Origin of the sequence: Xylophilus sp. ASV27 (genome assembly GCF_016428875.1) — a bacterium.
Taxonomy (GTDB): domain Bacteria; phylum Pseudomonadota; class Gammaproteobacteria; order Burkholderiales; family Burkholderiaceae_C; genus Xylophilus.
The window spans coordinates 36,333-52,683 of sequence record NZ_JAELTO010000005.1; the positions used below are offsets into that span (position 1 = coordinate 36,333).

The window sequence follows — 16,351 nt, forward strand, 5'->3', positions numbered from 1 at the left end:
CCGCCATGCTTGATGGCATCTACCACTTCTGGTTCTACTTCCCCGTGGTCATGGTCCTGCTGCAGTTCGCGGGCGGGCTGCTGGCGCGCCTGAGCACGCGGGCGGGCGACCCGGTGCGCGACTACGGCTACCAGCCCATGGTCAGCGTGCTGCTGCCCGTTTACAACGAAGGCGAGCACGTTCTGGCCACCATCGGCAGCATCCTGGCCTGCGACTGGCCGGCCGCGCGGCTGGAGATCGTGGCGGTGGACGACTGCAGCGCCGACGATTCCTGGCACTGGCTCCAGGTGGCCGCCACGCGTTGGCCGCAGCAGGTGCGCATCCAGCGCAACGCCGTCAACAGCGGCAAGCACGTGTCGCTTTCGCGCGCTCTGGGCCGCTCGCGCGGCGAGGTGCTGATCTGCATCGACAGCGACTGCATCTTCGACCGCCAGGTGGTGCGCGAACTGGTGGCCTGCTTTGCCGACCCGCAGGTGGGCGCGGTGGGCGGCAACATCGGCATCCGCAACGTCAACGACAACGTGCTCACGATCGGCCAGACCATGGTCTATTACATGAGCTTCCAGTTCGGCAAGATGCTGCAGAACCTCTCGGGCCATGTGTTCTGCATCAGCGGTTGCCTGTTTGCGGTGCGGCGTCCGCTGTTCGAGCAGGTCGAGGCCGAGGTCAAGGGTCGCAACTGGTTCGGCCTGGGCGTGCGCGATGGCGAAGACCGCTACATGACCCACGCGATCATGATGCGCGGCTGGAAGACCATCGTGAACCCGCGCGCCACCTGCTGGACCGCCGCCCCGACGCAGCTCGCGCAGTTCTTCTCGCAGCAGGTGCGCTGGCGCCGCTCGGGCCTGCGCGACCTGTTCTGGACCTGGCGGCGCATGCCCGAGCACCTGCGCCTGATCGGCATGCTGCCGCTCATGGCCGCGCTGGTGCCCGAGACGTTCACGGCGGTCTGGTCGTTCCTGCTGATCGCCTCGGTGCTGTCGGCCGGCATCGCCCAGGCTGCATCGACGCTGATCGCGGCCATCCTGACCTTCGCCGGGGTGTTCGTCGCAGCGGCGCTGCTCTACAACATCACCTGCCACCGGCTCGCCCCGGGCTCCACGCGCATCCGCACGCCGGTGCTGGCGGCCGTTGCCGGTGCCTGGTTCTTCGTCGACGCGCTGCTGATCACCCTGGTGGCCCTGTTCACCTTCGACGTCGGCACCTGGGGCACGCGCGAAAAGCCAGGCGCCCGGCCCGCCCCCGCCACACCGCCCAAGACCCCGGAGCAGCAGGCATGACCCGCATGCAGAAGATCATCGTCACGGCCTACCGCTACCTCGCCATCGGGGTGCTGGGCGCCGTGCTGTCCACCGCCCTGGCCTACGCGGCGGTGACGCTGTTCTACATTGCCAACGAGAGCTGGGCCGCGCCGGTCGTCATCTCTCGCACCAACGAGAACATCCTGCGCCTCAGCGCCGAAGTGTTCCGCACCCGGCAGGCGGCCGACGGGCTCGACAGCGCATGGCAGGCGCTGGCGCGCGAATCCGAGACGCTGCGCGAGCAGGCGCGCGTGCTGGAGCGGCTGGTGGCCAGCGGCGACAGCGCCGTCGCGCAGCAAAGGCGTGCCGACCTGAAGCTGTCGCACCAGGTCGAGCTGCTGGGCGGCGCCAAGCGGGTGGACATCGCCAGGACGCGCAGGGTACTGGCGGAGATCGCCACGCTGGAGGACGGCATCGAGCGCGACCTCCAGGCCGGCCTCATGACGCGCGACGACGCGGTGCGCGCGCGCGCCACGCTCAACGGCTACAAGACCTCGGCCACCGACTCGGCCGCCACCGGCGTGGCGCTGGAGCGCCAGTTGTCCGAGCTGCGCCGCTCGGCCACCACGCTGGCCGGCGGCCCGGCGCAACTGCCGCAGGCGCTGGAGGTGCTGGGCCGCACCGCCGGCTACCGCATGCAGCTCGAGAACCTGCGCCTGAAGCTGCAGCAGAACACGCAGGAGGCCGACAACAAGCGGCGCGAGGCGGCGCAGCTGCGGCAGATCATCGCCACGCTGAGCGACAGCCCCTACTTCCGCGTGACGCAGTCCGACACTCCGCTGTCCTTTGCCTTCGTGCCCTACGACAACGAGGCCGTCGCGCGGCCGGGCCAGCCGGTCTTCGACTGTGTGCTGCACGTGATCGTGTGCCGCCGCGTCGGCAGCGTCACGCGCGTGCACCGCGACGAGGAGCGCGCGCAGCACCCGCTGTTCAAGCTCGAGACGCGCGGGTTCCTGGTCGAGCTCGATCTCACCGAGTCCCAGGCCGCCAAGTCTCGCGTGCTGTTCATTGGCCGCGCCCCGTTGTGGCTCTGAGGGTTGCCATGCGTTCATCCATTCTTCTGTGCAGCCTGGCCTTGCTGCCCCTGGCCGCCTCCGCCGACGAGGCCGACAGCTACTGCGCGCTGGCCGCAGCGCAGGGGCGCGTGCAGTCCGCCACCCTGTCGGCCCCCGAGGCTTTCGCCAGCGTGGGCGACCCCGCCAGCGAGCGGCGCAACGTCGTGCTGGGCGTGCGCAAGAGCTTCGCGCGCGAGCGCCAGGGCCGGCTGGCGACCGAACTGGCCGAGGCCCAGTGCGCGGCCTATCGCTCGCAGCAGCGCCTGGGCCTGCGGCTGGCCAGCATCGAACTGGTCACCGAGCAGCGTGGCCTCATGGCGCTGGCTGCGGCCCTGCAAGCTGCGCTGGCCGCCGCCGAATCGAACCTGCGCCAGGAGCGCCAGTCGCTCGCGCGCCGCCAGGCCACTTTGCTCGATGTGCAAAGCGCCTTCGACGCACGCGACCGGCTGCAGGAAAAGCGGGCCCGCGCCGAGCAGCGCCTGAGCTACCTGGCCGCGCATGCCCCGGTCGAAGAGGCCGCGCTGCTGCCCGACGCCGAGCGCGCCATCGCCGACCAGGCCCGGGTGACCGAGCTCGGCGCGCTGCTGCAGGCCGAAGGCGGCTGGGATGTGAGCGTGGCGCTGGGCATGCGGCGCGGGCTCTCCGACGGCGCGCAGTCGGCCTTCGCCAGCGTGGCGCTGTCGCGCAGCTTCGGCGCCGGCGCATCGCGCCGCGCGGCCGAGGACACCGGCGCGCTGGCGGCACGCTGGCTCTCCGAGCAGCAGGAAGGCCCGCTGCAGAAGCTCCAGCGCAGCCGCGATGCGGTGGCCGGCGCGTACGCCGCCGGGCGCATGGTGCAGACCGGGCTGCAGCAGCGCCGCGCCGCGCTGCGCGAAACGCTCGCCAGCGTGGAGGGCAGCGACACTGCCGCCGCCGCGCGCCTGGCGCGCAAACTGCGCATCGACATCCTCGCCACCGACGCCGAACTGGCCGACGCTGCCGCGCGCCAGGGCTACCTGCAATCGTGGCTGGCGCTGAACGGGGGCGAGCAGCCATGAGCGCCGCGCGGACGCCGGAAGATACCCCCGTAAACTGCATCCTCGTCGTCGGCCTGGGCTACGTCGGCGCGCCGCTTGCGGTCGCGTTGTCGGCGCATTTCAGGGTCATCGGCTACGACGTGGATGCGCAGCGCGTGGCCCAGTTGCAGGCCGGCCACGACCGTACCCACGAGATCGACCCGCAGGCCCTGGCCGGCTGCAGCGCGCAATGGACCACCCTGCCCGAGAGCATCGGCCAGGCCGACGTGGTCATCGTCACCGTGCCCACGCCCATCGACGAATTCCGCGTGCCCGACCTGGGTGCCGTGCGGCGGGCCACGCAGACCATCGGGCGCTGGATGCGCAAGGGCGCCACGGTGGTATACGAAAGCACGGTCTACCCGGGCGTGACCGAGGACATCTGCGCGCCGATGCTGGCGCGCAGCTCGGGGCTGACCTACCCGGGCGACTTCCACGTCGGCTACTCGCCCGAGCGCATCAACCCCGGCGACCGGGTGCATACGCTCACCAGCACCACCAAGATCGTGGCCGGCGACACGCCCCGGGTGCGCGACGCGCTGGCCGCCCTCTACGGCTGCATCACCCAGGTCTACCCGGCGCAGAGCATCCGCGTGGCCGAAGCCGCCAAGGTGCTGGAGAACACGCAGCGCGACGTCAACATCGCGCTGATGAACGAACTCAGCCAGATCTTCAGCCGCGTGGGGCTCGACACCACCGACGTGATCGACGCCGCGCGCAGCAAGTGGAACTTCATGGACTTCCGCCCCGGCCTGGTGGGCGGGCACTGCATCTCGGTCGATCCGTACTACCTGAGCCACAAGGCGGCGTCGCATGGCATCGTGGCCGACGTCATCCTGTCGGCGCGGCAGATCAACGAAAGCATGCCCGCCTTCGTCGCCGAGCAGTTGCTGCACCGCATGGTGCAACACCAACTGCTGCACCACGACACCGTGGTCACCATCATGGGCGTCACCTTCAAGGAGGACGTGTGCGACGTGCGCAACTCGGGCGTGGTGGACATCTATCGGCGGCTCAGCGCGCTGGGCATCGAGGTGCAACTGATCGACCCGCTGGCCGACGCCGACGCGCTGCTGCGCAAGGAGGGCCTACGCATCACCGAGCCATCCCAGGCCCGACCGGCCGACGCCATCGTGCTGGCCGTGCCGCATGCGCCGTTCCGCCTGCAAGGCTGGCAACTGGTGCGGCGGCTGGCGCGTGCCGGCCAGCCGGTGGTGGTGGCCGACGTGAAGGCCATGCTGCCGCGCGATGAGCGGCCGGCGCACGTCAGCCATTGGCGGCCCTGACGTGGCGCGGCGCGCCGGGTAGGGCTGAATCCCGAGGAATGCCCTTGCCGCAGTTAGGGCAACGCTGAACAAGTCCCTCGCGCGTCGCGCATCCCTGCCGTGGGCGGTCTGCGGCGTTGCAAATCCTCGCCATGGCGGCGGCCATGGCTGCGGTTTGCGCCTTGCATCCCATCCCACGCCAGGGCGCGCGCCAGCGCGGGGACTTGTTCAGCGTCGCCTTAGGGTCAGTGCTATCAGGATTGAAGCGAGGAGGGCGCGGGTGGTTTGGCGACAAAACCCCGTTCAACGTCGCCGCGGAAGCCGACCGCCGCATAGAGCCGGTGCGCCTCCTCGCGCTGGGCGCCGGACAGCAGCAGCACCTTGCAGCAGCCGTCCGTCCAGGCCAGCTCCAGCGCATGGGCCAGCACCTGTCGCGCGAGCCCCCGGCGGCGGCAGTCAGCGGCGGTGATCACGTGCTCGATGACGCCGATGCGGGCACCGCCGCTGCCCAGGTTGGCCACGGTGGCGAGCATGCAGGTGGCGCCGATCCGGCCGTCGTCCACCTCGGCGACGACGAGGCGCGAATGCCGGTCCTGGGCCACCTCCTGCCACAGCGCGCGGGCCCGCTCGGGCGCGAGCGGCGGGTCGTGGGGCCGCAGCTCGCGGTAGAGGGCCAGCACGCCGTCCAGGTCGGACGCGCTGGCGCAGCGCACGAGCGGAGTCGGGGCCATGGGCGGTTCAGGCTTTCTGTACCAGCCGGATCACGCTGGAGAAATCCAGCGCGCCATGTCCGGCCAGGCTGTGTGCCGCATACAGGCTGCGCGCCAGTCCGCCGAGCGGCGTGGCGGCGCGCACGGCGGTGGCGTTTTCCTGCGCCAGGCCCAGGTCCTTGAGCATCAGGTCGGTGCCAAAGCCGCCGGCGTAGCCCTTGGAGGCGGGGGCGTTCTCCATCACGCCGGGCAGCGGGTTGTATTTTTCCAGCGCCCAGTTGCCGCCGGAACTGCGCCGCATGATCTCGGACAGCACCTTCGGGTCCAGCCCGTTGGCCACGCCCAGGGCGATCGCCTCGCTGGTGCCGATCATCAGGATGCCCAGCAGCATGTTGTTGCAGATCTTGGCGGTCTGGCCGGCGCCGGCGTCGCCGGCGTGGAAGATGTTGGCGCCCATCTTCTCCAGCAGCGGGCGGGCGCGCTCCAGCGCCTGCGCGCTGCCGCCGACCATGAAGGTCAGCGTGCCGGCGATGGCGCCGCCGGTGCCGCCGGAGACCGGCGCGTCCAGACAGTCCAGGCCGCGCGCGGCGGCGGCTTCGGCCAGCTTGCGCGCGGTGGCAGCCGAGATGGTGCTGCAGTCGATCACCAGCGCGCCGGCCGGCAGTTGCGCCAGCAGGCCCTGCCCGCCCAGGTACAGGGCTTCGACGTGCTGGCTCGCGGGCAGCATGCTGATGACGACTTCGGCCTTCTGCACGGCCTCTGCCGCCGATGCCGCGATGCCCACGCCGTCGGCGCGCAATCTGTCGCAGGCGGCGGCCGACAGGTCGAAGGCCTGCACGGCGTGGCCGGCCTTGTGCAGATTCAGGGCCATGGGGCCGCCCATGTTGCCCAGGCCCAGGAATGCGATGCGCATGGTGTTCGTCTCCGGTTCTATATAAAAAATACGGTTGCAGCCACGGTGATGTCTTGGCTTGTAGCTATGAAAATAATAGCAATCAGCGGATGTCGTCGTGCGCGCCAGCCTCCAGCATGCGGCGCGCCACGATCACCCGCATGATCTCGTTCGTGCCTTCGAGGATCTGGTGCACCCGCGTGTCGCGCACCAGCCGCTCCAGCGGGTATTCGCGGATGTAGCCGTAGCCGCCGTGGATCTGCAGCGCCTCGTTGCAGACGGCAAAGCCGGCATCGGTGGCGAAGCGCTTGGCCATGGCGCAGTAGGTGCTGGCGTCGGGGTGGCCGGCGTCTAGCTTGCTGGCGGCCAGGCGCACCATCTGGCGCGCGGCGACCAGCTCGGTCGCCATGTCGGCCAGCTTGAACTGCAGCGCCTGGAATTGCGCCAGCGGCCTGCCGAACTGCTGGCGCTCGTGCAGGTGCCGCTGCGCCGCCGCCAGCGCGCCCTGCGCCGCGCCGACCGAGCAGGTGGCGATGTTGATGCGCCCGCCGTCCAGGCCCTTCATGGCGATCTTGAAGCCCTCGCCCTCGGCGCCCAGCAGGCTGGCTGCCGGCACGCGCACGCGGTCGAAGCTGATGGTGCGGGTGGGCTGGCTGTTCCAGCCCATCTTGGCTTCCTTCTTGCCGTACTGGATGCCGGGCGCGTCGGCCGGCACCGCAAAGGCCGAGATGCCCTTGGCGCCCGGGCCGCCGGTGCGCGCCATCAGCACCAGCACATCGGTGCTGCCCGCGCCGGAGATGAAGGCCTTGCTGCCGCTGATGAGGTAGTCGCCGCCATCGCGCTCGGCGCGGGTGCGCAGCGAGGCGGCGTCGGAGCCGGCGCCGGGCTCGGTCAGGCAGTAGGAGGCCAGCTTGGCGCCGCTGGTCAGTGCCGTGCCCCATTCGGCACGCACGGCATCGCTGCCCCAGGTGCCGAGCATCCAGGTCGCCATGTTGTGGATGGTGATGAAGGCGGTGGTGGACGGGTCGACCGCCGCCATTTCCTCGAACACCAGCGCGGCGTCGAGCCGGGGCAGGGCCAGGCCGTCGATGGTGGCCGGCGCGTAGAGGCCGCAGAAGCCCAGCTCGCCGGCCAGCGCGATGGCCTCGCGCGGAAAGATGCCTTCGGCATCCCAGCGCGCGGCGTGCGGCGCCAGTTCGGCCTGGGCGAAATCGCGCGCCGTCTGGGCGAACGCACGCTGCTCCTCGGTGAGCTCGAAGTTCATGGCGTCTCTCCGCGCGCCCAGCGCTCGAGCTCCGCGCTGCGCGCCTTGGTGGCCTTTTCCAGGCAGGCGTGGAAGAACAGCGGCCAGGCCGAGCCGCCTTCGCTGCTGCGGACCTCGGTCTTGCAGCGCGCATCCCGGCTCTTGAGCCAGCCGCGCTGCTGCTGGCGCAGGGCGGTGCGCCTGCCGGTCGGCAAGCCGTCCATCACCTCGGCGTAGCGGATGTTGAGCCCGATGTCGGCGGCCTGGAAGTCGCGCACGGCGCAGGCGTTGAGCTGCTGCTGGTTGCCGTCGGGCTTGCAGTCGGCGCCGGCCTGCGCCGGGGCCGGCACGGGCGCCAGCGCCAGCAGTGCCGGCAGCGCCAGCAGGACGGTGGCGGGCGCCCTCACCGCAGACTGATGGTGGTGTTGACGCCGTGCGAGACGGTCTCGTCGTCGAACCAGCGCGCCGTCACGGTCTTGGTCTGGGTGTAGAACAGCACGACCTGCTTGCCGTAGGGCCCCAGGTCGCCGAGCTTGGAAGCGCGCGAGCCGGTGAAGGAGAACATCGGCACCGGCACCGGGATCGGCACGTTGATGCCGATCTGGCCCACGTCGATGTCTTCCTGGAAGCGCCGCGCCGCAGCGCCGCTCTGCGTGAAGATGGCCGTGCCGTTGCCGTTCGGGTTGGCGTTGATCAGGGCGATGGCCTCGTCGATGTGCGCCGCCGCGGCCAGGCACAGCACCGGGCCGAAGATCTCCTGCTCGTAGATCGCCATGCCCGGCTTCACGCCCGAGAAGATCGTCGGGCCGACGAAGTTGCCTTGCTCGTAGCCAGGCACCTGCGGCTGGCGGCCGTCGAGTTCCAGCGTGGCGCCGTCGGCCACGCCGCGCTCGATCAGGCCGGTGACGCGCTCGTAGGCGGCGCAGGACACCAGCGGGCCCACGTCCACGCCCTTTTCGTGGCCGGCGCCGACCTTGAGCGTGCGCGCCTTGGCGACCAGATCGGGCACCCACTGCTGCGCCTCGCCCACCAGCACCGCCACCGACAGCGCCATGCAGCGCTGGCCCGCGGCGCCGAAGGCCGCCCCGGCCAGGGCGTTGAGAGTCTGCTCCTTGTTGGCGTCGGGCATGACGATGGCGTGGTTCTTCGCCCCCATCATGCATTGCGCGCGCTTGCCGGCGGCGGTGGCGCGGTTGTACACGTGGGTGCCGACCCGGGTCGAGCCGACGAAGCTCACCGCCTTGATGTCCGGGTGGTCGCACAGGGCGTTGACCGCCGCCTCGCCGCCGTGCACCACGTTGAGCACACCGGGCGGAATGCCGGCCTGCAGCGCCAGCTCGCACAGGCGCATGGTCACCATCGGGTCCTGCTCGGAAGGCTTGAGCACGAAGGTGTTGCCGCAGGCGATGGCCATGGGGAACATCCACAGCGGGATCATGGCCGGGAAGTTGAAGGGCGTGATGCCCGCGCACACGCCCAGCGGCTGCAGCAGGGTATAGGTGTCGACGCCGCCGGCCACGTTGTTGGCAAGCTCGCCCAACTGCAGGTTGCCGATGCCGGCGGCGTGCTCCACCACCTCCAGGCCGCGGAACACGTCACCCTCGGCGTCGGCCAGGGTCTTGCCCTGCTCGGCGGTGAGCAGCGCCGCCAGCTCCTGCATGTTCTCGCGGATCAATTGCTGGTACTTGAGGAAGATGCGCGCACGGGCGCCGATGGCGGTCTTGCGCCAGGTCTTGAAGGCCTCCTGGGCGGCGGCGACGGCGGCATCGATCTCCGCCGGCGTGGCGAAGGGCACGCGCGCCAGCACTTCCTGCGTGGCCGGGTTGACCACGTTGCGCCACTCGGTGGTGCTGGATTCGACGAACCTGCCGCCGATCAGCAGCTTGACGGTGGGCGCGAGGACTTCGGGGGTGCGGGCGTTCATGGGGCATGTCTCCGTTGTGGAAGGCCGATGCTAGCTGTGCAGTTTTGTGATGACAATAGACAAATACGCAGCAAGCATTTGCAAATATGCAAAGGATGGCCGATGGACTGGAACAACCTTCGCTTCTTCCTGGAACTGGCGCGCGCCGGCACGCTGGTGGGCGCGGCGCGCCGGCTGGCGGTGGACCACACCACGGTGGCGCGCAGGGTGCAGGCGCTGGAACAGGAACTGGGCGCCGCGCTGTTCGTGCGCGAGGCCGCCGGCCACCGCGTGACCGATGCCGGGCGGCACCTGCTGCCGCAGGTAGAGGCGATGGAGGCGGCCTTCCTGGCGGTGGAGAGCGCCGCGCCCGCGCCGCGCGAGGGGCTGTCGGGCCTGGTGCGCATCGGCACCACCGAGGGCTTTGGCACGGTGGTGCTGGCGCCGCAACTGGCGCTGTTCGCGCAGCGCCATCCCTCCCTGCTGATCGACCTGCTGGCGCTGCCGCGGCTGGTGCACCTGTCGCGGCGCGAGGCCGACATCGTGATCTCGCTCGAGCGCCCGGCGCGCGGCCCGGTGGTGGTCGCCAAGCTCACCGACTACGCACTGCAACTGTATGCGGCCGAGCGCTACCTGGAGGCGCATCCGCCCATCGCCACGCGCGAGGACCTGCGCGGCCACAGCTTCATCAGCTACGTGGACGACCTGCTGTTCAGCAAGGAGCTGCAGTACCTGGGCGAGTTGCACCGGCCGACCCGCTTCGCGCTGCGCAGCACCAGCGTGGTGGCGCAGTGCCAGGCGGCAGCGGCCGGCGCCGGGCTGGCGGTGCTGCCGGCCTTCCTGGCCGAGCGCGAGCCCGCGCTGCGGCGCGTGCTGCCGGGCGATGCGCGCTTCATCCGCAGCTTCTGGATCTCCATGCCCGAGGAAACCAAGCACCTGGCGCGCATGCAGGCGGTCTGGGATTTCCTGCGCGAAACGGCGCAGGCGCAGCAGCGCGTGCTGCTGCCCGAAGGCGGTGGTGAAGCGCCGCGGCGCGGTGGCCGGCAGGCGCGCCCGTAGGCGCTGACTGGCACGCGGCTTGCTTCATTGCATGAGCTGCCAAGGGCGAAAATGCCGACAATGTGGACGCCCCCACCCGGAGACAAACCCGCCATGTCCTCTACGCTCCAGACCCACCAGCTCGTGCGCCGCTCCATGGCGCTGGTACTCGCCGGCGGCCGCGGTTCGCGGCTCAAGCAACTGACGGACAAGCGCGCCAAGCCGGCGGTGTACTTCGGCGGCAAGTTCCGCATCATCGATTTCGCCTTGTCCAACTGCCTCAATTCGGGCATACGGCGCATGGCGGTGCTCACGCAGTACAAGTCGCACTCGCTGCTGCGCCATCTGCAGCGCGGCTGGAGCTTCCTGCGCCCGGAGCTCAACGAGATGGTGGATCTGCTGCCCGCGCAGCAGCGCATCGACGAGGAGCACTGGTACCGCGGCACGGCCGACGCGATCTACCAGAACCTGGACATCCTGCGCTCCAAGCGGCCCGAGTACGTGCTGGTGCTGGCCGGCGACCACGTCTACAAGCAGGACTACTCGCTGCTGATCAAGGACCACGTCGAGGGCGGCCTGGGCTGCACGGTGGCCTGCATCGAGGTGCCGCGCAGCGAGGCCACCGCCTTCGGCGTCATGGCGGTGGACGAGAGCCGCCGCATCCAGGACTTCGTCGAGAAGCCGGTGGACCCGCCGGCCATGCCCGGCAAACCCGAGGTGGCGCTGGCGAGCATGGGCATCTACGTCTTCAATGCCGAATACCTCTACCGCCTGCTGGAGCAGGACGTGGCCAACCCCGACAGCAGCCACGACTTCGGCCGCGACGTGATTCCGCTGGCGGTGGCGCAAGGCCAGGCGCTGGCGCATCCGTTCGGCATGTCCTGCGTGCCGCAGGTGGAGGGCGTGGCGCCTTACTGGCGCGACGTCGGCACCATCGATGCGTTCTGGGCCGCCAACCTGGACCTGGCCAGCATCACGCCCGAACTCGACATCTACGACACCGACTGGCCGATCTGGACCTACCAGTTGCAGATGCCGCCGGCCAAGTTCGTCCCCGACCGCGACGGCCAGCACGGCATGACGACCAACACCATCCTGGCCGGCGGCTGCATCGTGTCGGGCTCCAGGGTCACCAATTCCGTGCTGTTCTCCAAAGTCCGGGTGCATTCGTACTGCAGCATCGACCAGGCCGTGATCCTGCCGGAGGTGAGCATCGAGCGCGGCTGCCGGCTGCAGCGGGTGGTGGTGGACCGGCACTGCGTGCTGCCCGAAGGCCTGGTGGTCGGAGAGGACCCGGCCCAGGACGCCGCCCGCTTCGAGCGCACCGCCGGGGGCGTGGTGCTGATCACGCCGCCCATGCTGGAGCGGCTGAAGGCGGGCTGACGGGCTGAGCACGGGCGGGGAGGGCGTCCGCGCGGCTGCCGCGGCGGTTTTCCGCGCGTGGCAGGCATAGTTGATGCATTCTTGCACCATCCCCGCTTTGCGAGCCGCCATGCAGTTCACCACCATTCCCCCGTCGCCAGGCTTCGAGTACGACCACCCGGACCGCAGCGTTGCCGCCTTCAAGCGGGCGCTGGCCAACAAGCTGATCTACGCCGCCGGCAGGGACCCGGTCTCGGCGCGGCCGGAAGACTGGCTGCACGCGGCCCAGTTGGTGGTGCGCGACCAGTTGGTGGAACGCTGGATGGCCACCACGCGCGCCCAGTACGAGCAGGACGTCAAGCGCGTTTACTACCTGTCGATGGAGTTCCTCATCGGCCGCACTTTCACCAATGCGTTGCTGGCCCTGGAAGTGCAGGACACCATGCGCATCGCGCTGGCCGACTTCGGCGTGAGCCTGGAGGACATCGCCAACCTGGAGCCTGACGCCGCGCTGGGCAACGGCGGCCTGGGCCGGCTGGCGGCCTGCTTCCTGGACTCCATGGCCACGCTGGGCGTGCCGGGCTTTGGCTACGGCATACGCTACGAGTACGGCATGTTCCGCCAGACCGTGGTCAATGGCGAGCAGGTGGAGGTGCCGGACTACTGGCTCACGCACGGCTACCCCTGGGAATTTCCCCGGCACGAGGTCACCTACCGGGTGCGCTTCGGCGGCCGGGTGGAAGCCCGCCGCGAATACGGGGCTGCGCGCTGGGTCGATACCCACGACGTGCTGGCCATGGCCTACGACAGCATCGTGCCCGGCTATGGCACGCAGGCCACCAACACGCTGCGCCTGTGGTCGGCCAGGGCGACCGAGGAGATCGACCTGTCGGCCTTCAACCGCGGCAGCTACATGGCCGCGGTGGAGCGCAAGAACCACTCGGAAAACGTCTCCCGCGTGCTGTACCCGGACGACTCGACCGAGCCGGGCCGCGAACTGCGCCTGCACCAGGAGTATTTCTTCTGCAGCGCCAGCGTGCAGGACATGCTGCACCGCTACCTGCGCACGCACGACAGCTTCGATCTGCTGGCCGAGCGGATCAGCATCCACCTCAACGACACGCACCCGGTGCTGGCGGTACCCGAGCTGCTGCGCCTGCTGGTGGACGAGCATGGCCTGGACTGGGACACTGCCTGGGGCCACGCGCAGCGCATCTTCAGCTATACCAACCACACGCTGATGCACGAGGCGCTGGAGACCTGGCCGGTCGAGATGCTGGGCCGGGTGCTGCCGCGGCACCTGCAGATCATCTTCGACATCAACGCCCGCTTCCTGGCCGACCTGGCGCAGGCCACGGGCCACGACGTGGGCCTGATGCGCCGCATGTCGCTGATCGACGAGTCCGACGGACGCCGCGTGCGCATGGCCTACCTGGCGGTGCTGGTGAGCCATTCGGTCAACGGCGTGTCGGCGCTGCACTCGGACCTGATGACGCAGTCGATCTTCGCCGACTTTGCCCGGCTCTACCCCGGGCGCTTCAACAACAAGACCAACGGCGTGACGCCGCGCCGCTGGCTGGCCCAGGCCAACCCGCCGCTGGCGGCGCTGCTGGACCAGCGCATCGGACGTGGCTGGCGGCGCGACCTGTCGCAGTTGGAAGCGCTGCGGCACATGGCCGCGCAGCCGGTTTTCGTCCAGGCGTTTCGCCGCGCCAAGCATCGCAACAAGGCACGGCTGGCGCAGTGGGTGCAGGCGCATCTGGGCATTGCGCTGGACACGGCGGCCCTGTTCGACGTGCAGGTCAAGCGCATCCACGAGTACAAGCGCCAACTGCTCAACCTGCTGCACGTGGTGGCGCGCTACCAGCGCATCCTGGCCGACCCCGACGGCCGCCACGTGCCGCGGGTGGTGGTGTTCGCCGGCAAGGCGGCTTCGGCCTATGCCATGGCCAAGCTCATCATCCGGCTGATCCACGACGTGGCGGCCGTGGTCAATGCCGATGCCCGCGTGGGCGACCGGCTCAAGGTGGTGTTCATCCCCAACTACAGCGTGAGCCTGGCCGAGACCATCATCCCCGCGGCCGACCTGTCCGAGCAGATATCCACCGCCGGCACCGAGGCCTCGGGCACCGGCAACATGAAGCTCGCGCTGTCGGGCGCGCTCACCATCGGTACGCTGGACGGCGCCAACGTCGAGATTCGGGAGAACGTCGGCGCGGACAACATCTTCATCTTCGGCAACACCGCGGCCGAGGTCGAGAACATCCGCGCCAGCGGCTACCAGCCGCGCCTGCTGTACCAGGCCAATCCCGTGCTCCAGCAGGTGCTGGACGCCATCCGCGACGGCGCATTCTCCCCCGGGGAGCCGGCGCGCTACCAGCAGATCTTCGACACCCTGGTGGACTGGGGCGACAAATACCTGCTGCTGGCGGACTTCGCGAGCTACCTGCAGGCGCAGGAGCGGGTGGACGCGCTCTACCGCGACCCGGACGCCTGGACGCGGAAAGCGATCCTCAACGTGGCGGGGATGGGGCCGTTCTCCTCGGACCGCACCATCGCGCAGTATGCGGACGAGATCTGGCACAGCAAGCCGGTACTGCTGCCGCGCATTTGACGGTCGCCGGGCCTGCGCGCGTCTGGCTTATGCTCGCCGATAACCTGGGCTTCCTGTAGTCCAGGCTTTTTGGGGAGCGAGGAGCCCCGGGCCTGCGCCTGGGGTTCAGTGATGTTCATGACCGAGAAGTTGATATACGCGACTGCACACTACGCAGCGCTGGCCGTGTTCCTGCTCTGCTGCTGGGGCATGGGGCGCTGGATCATGGGGCGGCAGGCGGACGCGCGGATCCAGGATTTCTGGCTGGGCCACGCCCTGTGCGCAACGTTCGGCACCGGGGTCTTCATCTGCGCGCTGCAGTTGCTCGCGGTCGCCGGTCTGCTGCTGCCGCCGTTCATCCTTGCGCTGACGGCGCTGGGGTTGCTGCTGGCCTTGCTGCAACTGCGGCACCGGCCCTGGCGCAGTGCCGGACGGCTGCACTGGACCTTCTGGCTGATCCTCGCCATTGCCGCGTGCACCGTGCTGTTCCCGCTGCGCCCGCCCCTGACCTGGGACGAACTGGCCTACCACCTTCCGCACGCCAGGCAATGGGCGCTGAGCGGGCGGCTGCAGGTCAATGAATGGCTGCGCTACCCCTGGTTCCCTTTCAACTACAACCTGCTGTACGCGGGCGCGCTGGCCGTCTACGACGACGTCTTCGCCCACATGCTGCATGCCTACGCGGGCTGGTTGACGGCCTTGCTGGTCTACCGCTTCGGGCTGCATATGGCCAACCGGGCCACGGCGTTCCTGGCGTGTGCCCTGTGGCTGGTGCTGGCGCGCCCCGAGTTCGCGAATGCCTACATCGACATGGGCGTCGCGCTGTTCGTCTTTGCTGCCTTCATCTGCCTGCAACTGTGGCTGGAGGACCGTCGTTCGCGCGCCTGTATGCTGCTGGGCGCCTTCCTGCTGGGCGTGGCGATCGGCAGCAAGTACCAGGGGCTGCTGTTCCTGCCGCTGTTCGCGGCCGCCGTGGTCTGGAAGGATCGCCGGCCGTCTTCCTGGCTCCTGTGCGCGGCGGCTGTGGCGTTGCCCTGCATCTACTGGTACGGGCGCAATTTCGTCATGACGGGTGACCCGGTGGCGCCGCTCGGCGGCAGGATCTTCGGCTTCACGGACTGGAACATGGGCGACTATGCCCATCAGTTCGAGGACATACGCCTGAACTACGGCTGGCCGCATCCGGCCCTGTGGCCCGCGCTGCTGACCCCGCTGCTGATTCCCCGCGCGCGGCATCGCATGGCCTATGCCTGCGCCGTGGTGTTCGGGGGCTATTCCGTCGCCGTGTGGATGGCGACCTCGCACTATCCGCGCTATCTGCTGGCGGCCTATCCGGTGCTGTGCATCCTGTCGGTTTCGGTGTGCTGCTCCATTGCGCAATGGCTGCTGGAGCCGCTGGCGCGGCATGCGGCCCTGGTGTGGGCCGATGTAAGGGCGCGGGCCGTGCTGAAAACCGGCAGCTATGCGATCGCGCTGTCGCTGCTCGTGCATTTCGCTCAGCCGGGCATTGCGCGCGAATGGTCCCTGGTGGCCGTGACACCCGAAGCTCGGGCCGAGGTAGTGAAGGTCGCGCTTCCCGAATACGCAGGAACTCTCGACTACCTGCAGAAGCATCGCGGCCTGCGGGTCTACCAGAGCGGGATGGAGGGCGCGCTCTACTATGCGCCGCCGCCCATATGGGGCGACCATTTCGGCCCCTGGCGCTACCGCGACTTCGTCACGCTCCCGCCGCGCGAACTGGCGCAGCGCCTGAGGCAGCAGAAGTTCGACACGCTGGTCCTGAGCGTTGCCGGCCGCGAGCGGCTTCTTGACGATCCCGACATGGCGCGGTATTTCACCGAAGTCCGCTCCGACCCGTTCTTCCGCATCTTCCGGGTCAAACCTTCTCCTGATTCAGAATGACGCCCCTCATGTCGACCCTCCCGCAACCCGCG

13 protein-coding genes are annotated in these 16,351 nt (G+C 69.5%); 8 read left to right on the top strand and 5 right to left on the bottom strand.

What is annotated here, in order from left to right:
- The first annotated feature begins 5 nt into the window (after positions 1-5).
- From JHD63_RS02215 to JHD63_RS02230, 4 genes are read left to right on the top strand one after another with little or no spacing between them, the layout of a single operon-like run.
- Positions 6-1,280 carry a glycosyltransferase gene (locus JHD63_RS02215; protein ID WP_198969027.1) on the top strand — a complete coding sequence of 425 codons (1,275 nt, stop codon included), beginning with the start codon at positions 6-8 and terminating at the stop codon, positions 1,278-1,280.
- Positions 1,277-2,335, top strand: a complete 1,059-nt coding sequence (locus tag JHD63_RS02220) for a hypothetical protein (RefSeq protein WP_198969028.1) — start codon at positions 1,277-1,279, stop codon at positions 2,333-2,335. Before JHD63_RS02215 ends, JHD63_RS02220 begins: the two co-directional genes overlap by 4 nt.
- A gap of 8 nt (positions 2,336-2,343) precedes the next feature.
- Positions 2,344-3,393 (top strand): hypothetical protein, encoded by a 1,050-nt coding sequence (locus tag JHD63_RS02225; RefSeq protein ID WP_198969029.1) that lies wholly within the window; start codon positions 2,344-2,346, stop codon positions 3,391-3,393.
- Complete coding sequence (locus JHD63_RS02230) at positions 3,390-4,697, top strand: nucleotide sugar dehydrogenase (protein ID WP_198969030.1); 1,308 nt, start codon at positions 3,390-3,392, stop codon at positions 4,695-4,697. The genes JHD63_RS02225 and JHD63_RS02230 overlap by 4 nt, the downstream gene beginning before the upstream one ends.
- Before the next feature lie 233 nt (positions 4,698-4,930).
- On the opposite strand, the gene JHD63_RS02235 is transcribed toward JHD63_RS02230, so the two are convergent.
- The 5 genes from JHD63_RS02235 to JHD63_RS02255 form a co-directional block, all read right to left on the bottom strand.
- Positions 4,931-5,407, bottom strand: a complete 477-nt coding sequence (locus JHD63_RS02235; RefSeq protein WP_198969031.1) for a GNAT family N-acetyltransferase — start codon at positions 5,405-5,407, stop codon at positions 4,931-4,933.
- Positions 5,408-5,414: 7 nt separating this feature from the next.
- Positions 5,415-6,320 (bottom strand): 3-hydroxyisobutyrate dehydrogenase, encoded by a 906-nt coding sequence (gene mmsB, locus JHD63_RS02240; protein ID WP_370590377.1) that lies wholly within the window; start codon positions 6,318-6,320, stop codon positions 5,415-5,417.
- A gap of 61 nt (positions 6,321-6,381) precedes the next feature.
- Complete coding sequence (locus JHD63_RS02245; protein WP_198969033.1) at positions 6,382-7,542, bottom strand: acyl-CoA dehydrogenase family protein; 1,161 nt, start codon at positions 7,540-7,542, stop codon at positions 6,382-6,384.
- A complete protein-coding gene (locus JHD63_RS02250) occupies positions 7,539-7,928 on the bottom strand; it encodes a lysozyme inhibitor LprI family protein (protein ID WP_198969034.1) in 390 nt (129 codons plus the stop codon). Before JHD63_RS02250 ends, JHD63_RS02245 begins: the two co-directional genes overlap by 4 nt.
- Positions 7,925-9,445 (bottom strand): CoA-acylating methylmalonate-semialdehyde dehydrogenase, encoded by a 1,521-nt coding sequence (locus JHD63_RS02255; protein ID WP_198969035.1) that lies wholly within the window; start codon positions 9,443-9,445, stop codon positions 7,925-7,927. Before JHD63_RS02255 ends, JHD63_RS02250 begins: the two co-directional genes overlap by 4 nt.
- A gap of 102 nt (positions 9,446-9,547) precedes the next feature.
- On the opposite strand from JHD63_RS02255, the gene JHD63_RS02260 reads away from it, so the two are divergent.
- The 4 genes from JHD63_RS02260 (at position 9,548) to JHD63_RS02275 (ending at position 16,319) form a co-directional block, all read left to right on the top strand.
- The gene (locus JHD63_RS02260) at positions 9,548-10,483 is read left to right on the top strand and encodes a LysR family transcriptional regulator (RefSeq protein WP_198969036.1); all 936 of its coding nucleotides are present in this window, start codon (positions 9,548-9,550) and stop codon (positions 10,481-10,483) included.
- Between the two features lie 93 nt (positions 10,484-10,576).
- A complete protein-coding gene (gene glgC / locus JHD63_RS02265) occupies positions 10,577-11,845 on the top strand; it encodes a glucose-1-phosphate adenylyltransferase (protein ID WP_198969037.1) in 1,269 nt (422 codons plus the stop codon).
- 109 nt (positions 11,846-11,954) lie between these two features.
- Positions 11,955-14,438: a glycogen/starch/alpha-glucan phosphorylase gene (locus JHD63_RS02270; RefSeq protein ID WP_198969038.1), complete on the top strand. Its 2,484-nt coding sequence runs from the start codon at positions 11,955-11,957 to the stop codon at positions 14,436-14,438.
- A gap of 117 nt (positions 14,439-14,555) precedes the next feature.
- Positions 14,556-16,319, top strand: a complete 1,764-nt coding sequence (locus JHD63_RS02275) for an ArnT family glycosyltransferase (RefSeq protein ID WP_198969039.1) — start codon at positions 14,556-14,558, stop codon at positions 16,317-16,319.
- The last annotated feature ends 32 nt before the right edge of the window (positions 16,320-16,351 follow it).